We start from the raw sequence: 8,374 nt of genomic DNA, 5'->3' as shown, positions 1-8,374 counted from the left end.
AGCCGAAGCTCCGGCACCACGGGCCTCAAGGAGGGCGGCGAGGTCACGATAACGCTGTTGCGATCCTCGCTGGAGCCGAAGCTCCGGCGCCACCGACCAGCGGCATACAAGTAGCGACCTCCAGGAATGTTGCGATCCTCGCCGAAGCCGAAGCTCCGGCGCCACTCCGGGACGGCCTATGAGGCGGTCGCGTCGGTCCTGTTGCGATCCTCGCCGGAGCCGAAGCTCCGGCGCCACAGCGAGACGGACTCCTTGGGGTCGCTCTTGGGGCCGTTGTGATCCTCGCTTGAGACGGAACTCGGGCGCCACAACTGCTGCTGCGCTTAAATCCAGAGCTGCCTCGGGTTGCGATCCTCGCCTGGACCGGAGCTCGGGCGCCATCGGCGGGCAGACGGTCTCCCGTTGTTGCCGGTGTTGCGATCCTCGCCCGAGCCAGAGCTCAGGCGCCACAGATCGTCCAGGGAGATCCGCACACACGGACGGTGGTTGCGATCCTCGCCCCAACCGGAGCTCGGGCACCACGCGTGCGGAAAGGTGTTCCCCTGCCAGGGCTTCAGGTTGCGATCCTCGCCCGAGTGGGAGCTCGGCGCCACAACTCATCGGTCACGAGAATCCGGAGCTGTTCCAGTTGCAATCCTCGCCCAAACCGACGCTCAGGCGGCAACGGGCCCTCGAAAACCATGCTGGGCGCTGCCCAGTTGCGATCCTCGCCCGAGCCGAAGCTTGGGCGCCACTGCTCGACCGAGTGCGGCACTCGCTGTTCCGCCTTGTTGCGATCCTCGCCCCAGGCGAAGCTCGAGCGCCATACCTCCGCGGTCCTCCAGTCCGGTGCGACCATCCTGTTGCGATCCTCGCCCGAGCTCCACGCCTCCAGCGTGCCGCACATCGGGTAACGCTGCTGGTTGCGATCCTCGCCTGGACCGGAGCTCGGGCGCCATCGGCGGGCAGACGATGGCGTCCTCGTTGTTGCCGGTGTTGCGACCCTCGCCATAGGCGAAGCTCGGACGCCACCGACCGGCTCGACCATCCTCGTCCTGGGTGACCCTTTGCGATCCTCGCCGGAGACGAGCCTCCAGCGCCACTTCGCCGTGAGATGGGTTGACCTCCCTGGTGAGCGGTTGCGACCCTCGCTCGAGCCGTAGCTCGGGCGCCACTGCCCGTTCTTGATGTTCTTCGGGTGCGACACCGTGTTGCCATCCTAACCCGAGCCAGAGCTCAGGCGCCACAGTGCGATACGGCTCGACATCGCACGCCTGAAGGGGTTGCGATCCTCGCACGAACCGGAGCTCTGACGCCAACACCGGCGTACGGGTGCCTTAGGCGTGCATCGAGTTGTTGCGATCCCTGGCCTGGCCAGAGCCTGAGCGCCAACAGCCATGCTGCTGGTCAAGCATGGCCATGGGGTCATTGCGATCCTCGCCCGGGCAGGAGCTCGGGCGCCACACCGACGGCGGACTGCTCCAGATCCAGCGTGCATAGTTGCGATCCTCATCGGAGGCGAACCTCTGGCGCCAGCGTCACACGTTCACGGACTAGTCGAGCTGGGTCTGGTTGTTATGTTCGTCAAGAACTCCGCTATGCGTCGTTCACTCCGTTCCCGGCCAGAGGTTCACGAGAACCGAGGCTTCGACACCGGTCGGCATGTCCTGGCCTTCGATCTGCAACTGGTAGTCCGTGAGCGCTCTGGCCGGCTTCCCGTCGGTTGTCTCGGTTCGCTCCACTCGCACTCGCTGCGCGAGCGCGTGTGCTGGGGCGTTACCAAGAACTGAGGTGTGGCTGAACACCACCAGACCGCAGAGCTTCATCTCGCCGCGGGCGGAGGAGCGGTCGTGTTCGAACATGTACTCGATCGAGCGCCACAGCACCTCCAAATCCTCGGCCTGCACCCCGGTCTTCGCGCCCTTTGCAGCCGAGTAATGCAGGGTCCCGCGGTAGAGGCCGTAGGGGACTGTCCATTTGCGGCCTATCTCTGAGACCTTGCCGTTCTCGAGGTCGGCGGGTTTGGTCGGTGTCACCCTGGTGATGGTGTGCTCGATAGGTGCGATCTCCTCGATGCTGCGGGCGAAGGAGACCTGGACGGGCCCGTAGACGTGTCCGGCGCCGCGCTGGTTGCCGACCTTCTCGCCGGTGGACATGACCGCGCCGAACATGCGGATGTCGAAGTAGTGCTCGCACAACCACCGCTGCGCGGCCGCGGGGTCCCGCTTGCCCTTGGCGGGCGCGGTCTCGTCCAAGGCGCCGTCGATGCGCGTGTTCAGGGCGGTACCGGCCTCCACGAAGATGCCGAAGCGTGCGTCGCCTTCCTTCACCAGCGGCACGGTGTTCCGGATCTTCCGCTTGATCGCGACGTCGCTGACCAGGCCCTGCCCGGTCTCGCCGTCCTGGCGGGGTTGGTTGCCGGCGTCGGGGTCGCCGTTAGGGTTGCTGTCGGTCACGTCGAACAGCAACACGGCGTCGTGGCGGACAGCGGGGTTGAGGTAAGGAGCGGTCATTCGTCGTCGCTTTCTGGTGAGTTGTCATCGGCATCGCCGTTGTCGTCGGTGGGCTTGACCGTCCGGTGCTGGCCTTGGTGGTGGTAGCCGAGGATGAAGTCCATCTGCTGGTCGTGTCGGCCCCGGTCGGGCTCAGGGCCCATGAGTCCGTAGAGCCGCCGGATTTCGCGCTCCACCCAGTACCGGTAACCCTCCTGCTTCTCGTCGCCGCGCAGGCGCTTGGCCCAGGCGACCGAGAGCTGCTCGCCGGCCCGCAGGCCGAGGGTGGGGTTGGCGACCGAACCCGCGTAGTAGCGGTCTTTGAAGGTCGTGTTGATCGCGGTTCTGCCGCCATCCTTGCGGCCTTGCATGTATTCGTTGCTCGAACGCCGTTGCAGGGATTCGTACAGGGCGAACAACCTTCCCGCCAGATACCCGAAGGTGTGGCGGTCCTCGTCCAGGCCCGCTGTCATTCGTCCCCTCCTTTCGTAGTGTCGGTTGAACACGAGCCGCAGCACGGCGGCTCGGGCAGCGTCGACCCGGCCGTCGCGCCGGACTCGCGAAACGATGTGCTGTGAAATCGACAGCGGCGGCTGGTGCCCGAACAGGGCGCAGTGCAGCAGGGTCGTCTCGAAGCGGAGCGGCCGGTCCGCGCCGGTCGCGCCGAACGGCGCGTACTCGCCGGCTTTTCCGGTCTTTTTCACGCTGGTGCGGATGAACCGCCCTGATGCGTAGGCGAGTTTCTTGATCGAGGGGTAGATGATCCCGTTCCAGGTCTCGATCGCGATGTCGTCGAACCAGAGTCCGAGATTGCGCCGCACGGCGGGCAGCGGCATTTCGATCCAGTCGTGCACCATCAGCCGGGATACGTTCCCGCTGATCGTTGCCGAGTAGAACAGGTCCACCGTTGTCTCGGCGTGCTCCACGGCCTTCTCGTGTCCGCGTTCGGCCGACATGACCAAGTCCTCGATGACCTCCCGGCGGCGGCGCCGTTCCTCGTCGCCCCCGGCTCGCATCACGTACTGGACCGGGGTTTCGGCGTCCTCTTTGGTCCACCACACCATCGCTGCGCCATCGGCTTGCGCGCAGTGCTCGGCACTCTCAAGAAGCGACCGAAGGGCGGTCGTGGAGCGACGGCCGCAATCGCTGCAGATCGGTGCGTGCCGCAGGTCAGTGGCGCCGAGGAATCCGTGCGTCGGCTTGTTGACGCTGGTGAGCACCACGCTCTGCGTCGCGCCGGGCACCAGATGCTTCGGCAGTTGCTGCGGGATCGTCTTCAGCAGCTGCCCGGCCTCGCCGCACAGCAGGCAGTGCCCGGTCTCGCCGCTGCCTTTCCGGCCTTCGGCCTGAGCCCGCCAGAAGGACTGGGCGCTCTGGTGCTCGAACGCGTACTTGCCGTCGACCTTGAACGCCACGAGGTCACCGCGGGCCCAGGTCGGCACTTCGATCTCGCTGCCTTTGTCGTCCTTGCCGATCTCGGTCGGCTGGGCGATCTGCTCATGGTGCCCGTCGGCGAAGAACGCCGCGATCACCGCCGCCGGCCCGTCCGGGTCGGCACCGGCCCATGCTGCGTTCAACGCTTTGAAGGCTTCATGGCAGCGGTGGACGCGTTCGGGCTTCGAGGCGGACTTCGGGTCGGTGCTGACCCAGCCGAGCGCGTACTCGAGCGTGTCGACGCCGATGCTCGGGGAGATGGCGGATGTCTTCGTCACCGAGGGAACCGGCAATGGCAGGCCGAACCGGTGATCCTTCTCGCCCTTGAGTGTCCGCAAGCGGGCCTGCTTGGGCGACCCGTCCGGGTTGAGCGCGATGACCCAGGCGACCGGCTTGCGTTGATAGAACGCGGGCGTCTGGTCGCCTGTCTCGAGATGGTTGCGCGCGTATCCGGCCAGCTGCTGCAGCATCAGGGCACCTGCCCGGTCGGCAGCGCGATCCCGCGCGCGGGGACGCGGAGGACGCCGCGTTCGAGCCGGGCGGTGAACCATTCGGTGCGGCCGGTCTGGTAGTCCACGCGCAGTGGCATGGTCCCGAGGTCACGCGAGTCCATGATGCGCTGCTCGTCGTCGGCGTTCCCGAAGTAGGCCGTGAACTCCCTGGTGCCCAGGTACGGTTGGGCGAAGCAGGCACCGCGGTCGACTCTCCGGCGCAGCTGATCCCGATAGGCGGCGAGCGGTTTATCGGCGTGCGGTTGGCGCAGGAGGTGCGCATGGATCCGGTACTTCACATCGCGCAAGCACAATGCGTTGCGCTGGTCGCGGCTCGCGGCCGTGTCGACCCGGCGGATCCCCTTGGCGGCTTCGAAGAGCGGCGGCAGGTCGCTGGTCTCGTTGCGGCGGATCTCGAACTGCTTGATGGGGGCGAGGACCTCGATCGCCGCGATCTCGTACCTGATCTCGGGCTTCCAGTAGATGGCCTCCAAGACGCCTTTCGCCGCGCTGGGCGTCATGGCGTCGTAGGTCAGCCGCTCGGTCTTCATGTCGGGCCGCGTGAACAGCGCGCCCTCGCCCCAGACCTGGACGACCAGCGCGGGCTGGCGGTCCGGGCCCGGGTCTACGACCAGTGGCTCGGGATCGCGGTCGACGACCGCTTGGTTGGGTCTCATTCGATTTCCAGACCGGTGAGTGGGTTGTAGGTTCCTTGCCACACCGCGACCGATCCCGGTCGGGCCGGCTCGCCGATGATGGTCTTGAGACGAGGCTTGACCGTGTCCTTCTGGGCGCGGGACAAGCTCAGATTCACGATGTACGGCTGCAGCTTCCGCATCGCCGCCCGGCTCTTGCCAGGATCGGCGGCGCGTTTGACGAGCTCAGCCGGTGCCCCTTGGAGCGGAACACCATTGTGCCCCGAGGGTCCGACAGAAAGGCCAGGCACGATCACGGCGATCGTCTCGTCCTCGATCATCTTGAACGCCCGGCTCCTGTCCCGCAGGCCCGGCTTGTCGCGGTCCTTTGTCAAGGGCCCCAGGGTGACCGCTTCGTAGTCGAGGTCCAGGCGCGCCTGCTGGATCGCGGCGGCCGCAGAGCCGGGCCCGTCGAGGTTCAGCTCGTCCCAGAGCTCGTTCCAGTAGTCGGCCTGTGCCTCGGTCGAATCGGGGTCGGCCAGGCCCGGGCCGAAATAATCAAGGGTCAGGCCGATGAGCTTGCCCAGGCCGGCGGGCTTGCCCCCATCGAGCGGGTCGAACACGACCACCAGCCCGCCGCCGACCCACCGCCGCTCACGGTCCGCACGCCCGGCTGCCTGAAGGATCGAATCGATCGAGGTCATGGCCCTGAAGACGACCGGGAAGTCCAGGTTCACACCGGCTTCGATGAGCGGCGTCGAGGCGACGAGCGTCGGAACCTTCTCGTCGAGCCGCTGCTTGATCAGTTTCATGGCCTCCAGACGGTGACCGGGCATGAGAAGCGTCGAGAGGTGGAAGACGCCTTCGCGGTCTGCCGCGTCCCAAGCCTTCGCGACCGTCGCGGCATCGGCGATGGTGTTCGTGACCACCAGGGCGGACCCGTGCTCGGCGGCCCGTGCCGCCACCTGGCTGAGCCGCGGCTTCGGATCGAGCCACCACTCGTACCGAATCGGGTTCGTATCAACGTGCGATGCAAGCGGCTTCGGCCTGATGTCGGTGACCGGGAGACCCCGGAACGGCTTCAGCGACCAGAACTCCGGCTGCGTGGCCGAGCACAGCAGCACGGTCGCGTTGAAGTGCTCGACGAACGAGCGGAGCGCGTCAAGGATCGGGACCAGCAACCGATACGGAAGCCCCTGGACCTCATCGAGAATGATGATCGAGTTGGCCAGCCGGTGCAGACGCCGCGTCGCCGAGGCGGTGCGACCGAACATCGACTCGAACAACCGCACCGTCGTCGTGACGACCACCGGCGCATCCCAGTTCTCCGCGGCCTCGCGCTCCCATCTGAGGCCCGCGCCCTCCATATCGACGCCCGAGTGGTGTTCGAGCACCACCCGCTCATCCACCGTGTCGAGGAGATCCCGGTATTCTTCGGCGTTCTGCTCGGTCACCGTCTTCCAGGGCACCGCCACGACCACACGCCGCTTGCCATGAAGCGCAGCATGGCGGAGTGCGAACCCCATGCTGCTGTAGGTCTTCCCCAAACCGGTGCCCACCGAGAGCCGGTAGGAGCCGGGAGCGGAGGCGGCCGCCTCGAGACACGCCGCGTAGACCGCCTGGCGCTCAGGATCCCGGGGCGAGGATTCGCGATCGGCCAGTTTCGCGTCTCTCGCCTTCGCGAAGCGGCGGAGCAGACGATCGAAGTCCGCGTGCGCCATCGGCGTCGCCTTCGCCTTGTCCGCGAAGTGCGCCGCCGTATCGAGGAAGTCGGCGTCGACAAGCGCACTGAACAGCAGCCGCAGACCCATCTCCTTGACATGGGCGTTCTCCCACGGCAGCCGGAGCTTCTCGGCCCACTGGAGATCGCCGGTCACGTCCGTATAACGGCTCCGCGCGTCGGTGAGCGCCTCCAAGTCGATCCGGCCGAGCGATTCCCGGCTTCGATTCACCGACCGCGGAGAGGTCAGCCCGCCATGATGTCCGTGCAGAACTATCGAGAGATCGCCCAAGCCGAGTCGCTCAGCCACTTCGCATCCGAGCGTTTTATGGTCGATACCGACCCGCTCTCTCGTCCCGCTGACAATCTTAAGTTTCTCTTGCCACATAACTGCACACTTGCCGCAGTCGTGCAGCAGACCGATCAGCCGCGCAAGATCCGAGCAGTTGAACTCGACCGCGAACCATGCAGCCAGCGAGCCGACCTCGCAGAGATGCACCTCAAGCGGATGCACCTTCCCGCGCTTGGTCTTGCTGTGGGCAAACGCCACCCCAACCCCTCAATCATCTTGGCCGTCGGTGCCCGCACGTACCTTAGCCATTGTGGATCCTCAACTGGTAGCCAACTGCTTTAGATGGCTTCATTGGGAGACTTCAACATCGATCAACAGGAGTGCTATCGATCGGAACGTGGCCCCGGCCGGGGCGAAGCCGGCCAGAGCCACTTTCAACACGCTGCGCTAGAGCAAACCGTTGCGAACCTCGACCGCGGATCCGGTCGCCGTGCATTCGGCACCGACTGTAGCGCCCGGCGTAACTGGCGCGGCGGGGACGTTGGTCGCGGGGAGGGTGACGTTCCCGAAGGCGTACGCCAGCAACAGCAACAGCATCACCGAGCTGGGCCATCCACCGGGGCCGCCAGAGGGCTCGGGCTTTTCGAGATTCACGGGGTGTCTCCGTTCGTCTTGCTAGAGTTAACCGAACTTCTGCAAAGTTACACGAGGAGGTTCCAGTCGCGAACCCGCACCCGGACAAGGGATTCCATTGAATCAATGTCCATATTGCTAAATTCCCAGAGGGGGCATATAGACACAGGAGACACTCTGAACCAACTAGGATGAGTTCTGCCCCTCCCTGCAAGCTCGGAGACGGCAACGCCGGGGAAGCACTGAGCGGCCCGGCAGGGTCGCAGCGGAGCCGGCACAGTTTGTGCCATCCTTTGAAGACACGTTCGGACTCCTCCGAGTCGCCGTCTAGGGCTCCGTCGAACAGGTCGGGGAGTCGCAACCCGTCCCCGCACTGCGACGTCCTGTTGGCGGCGAGTGGCGCCTGAGCTCCGGCTCGGGCGAGGATCGCAACGTCGCGATGGGCCCGATCGGGTGGATCGTCGGCGCGCGGCGCCCGGGCTCCGGCTCGGGCGAGGATCGCAACGGTGCGCACCGGGACGACATGGTCATGGCCATCGTCGTGGCGCCCGAGCTCCGGCCCGGGCGAGGATCGCAACCCCTGCGCGTAGCGCATCCCCGCCTGAGGTGGGGTGGCGCCCGAGCTCTGGCTCGGGCGAGGATCGCAACGTCGAGGTGACTGCAGTGGTCTCCACGATCGGGACGTGGCGCCCGAGCTC

Annotated in this window: 4 protein-coding genes; all 4 read right to left on the bottom strand. The window is 66.2% G+C overall.

Translation table 11 applies throughout. The features are described 5' to 3' along the window. Positions 1–1,586: 1,586 nt before the first annotated feature. From cas7c to L0U85_RS20000, 4 genes are read right to left on the bottom strand one after another with little or no spacing between them, the layout of a single operon-like run. Positions 1,587–2,492: a type I-C CRISPR-associated protein Cas7/Csd2 gene (cas7c, locus tag L0U85_RS20015; RefSeq protein ID WP_241379539.1), complete on the bottom strand. Its 906-nt coding sequence runs from the start codon at positions 2,490–2,492 to the stop codon at positions 1,587–1,589. Next, complete coding sequence (gene cas8c, locus L0U85_RS20010) at positions 2,489–4,375, bottom strand: type I-C CRISPR-associated protein Cas8c/Csd1 (protein ID WP_241379538.1); 1,887 nt, start codon at positions 4,373–4,375, stop codon at positions 2,489–2,491. Before cas8c ends, cas7c begins: the two co-directional genes overlap by 4 nt. Beyond that, a complete protein-coding gene (gene cas5c, locus L0U85_RS20005; protein WP_241379537.1) occupies positions 4,375–5,073 on the bottom strand; it encodes a type I-C CRISPR-associated protein Cas5c in 699 nt (232 codons plus the stop codon). Before cas5c ends, cas8c begins: the two co-directional genes overlap by 1 nt. Then, the gene (locus L0U85_RS20000; RefSeq protein ID WP_241379536.1) at positions 5,070–7,301 is read right to left on the bottom strand and encodes a CRISPR-associated endonuclease Cas3''; all 2,232 of its coding nucleotides are present in this window, start codon (positions 7,299–7,301) and stop codon (positions 5,070–5,072) included. Before L0U85_RS20000 ends, cas5c begins: the two co-directional genes overlap by 4 nt. Positions 7,302–8,374 lie beyond the last annotated feature (1,073 nt).

This window comes from Glycomyces sp. L485 (genome assembly GCF_022548875.1).
Taxonomy (GTDB): domain Bacteria; phylum Actinomycetota; class Actinomycetes; order Mycobacteriales; family Micromonosporaceae; genus Glycomyces.
Note: the sequence above shows the minus strand (reverse complement) of the source record. Positions and strands in the feature narration are given on the sequence as shown.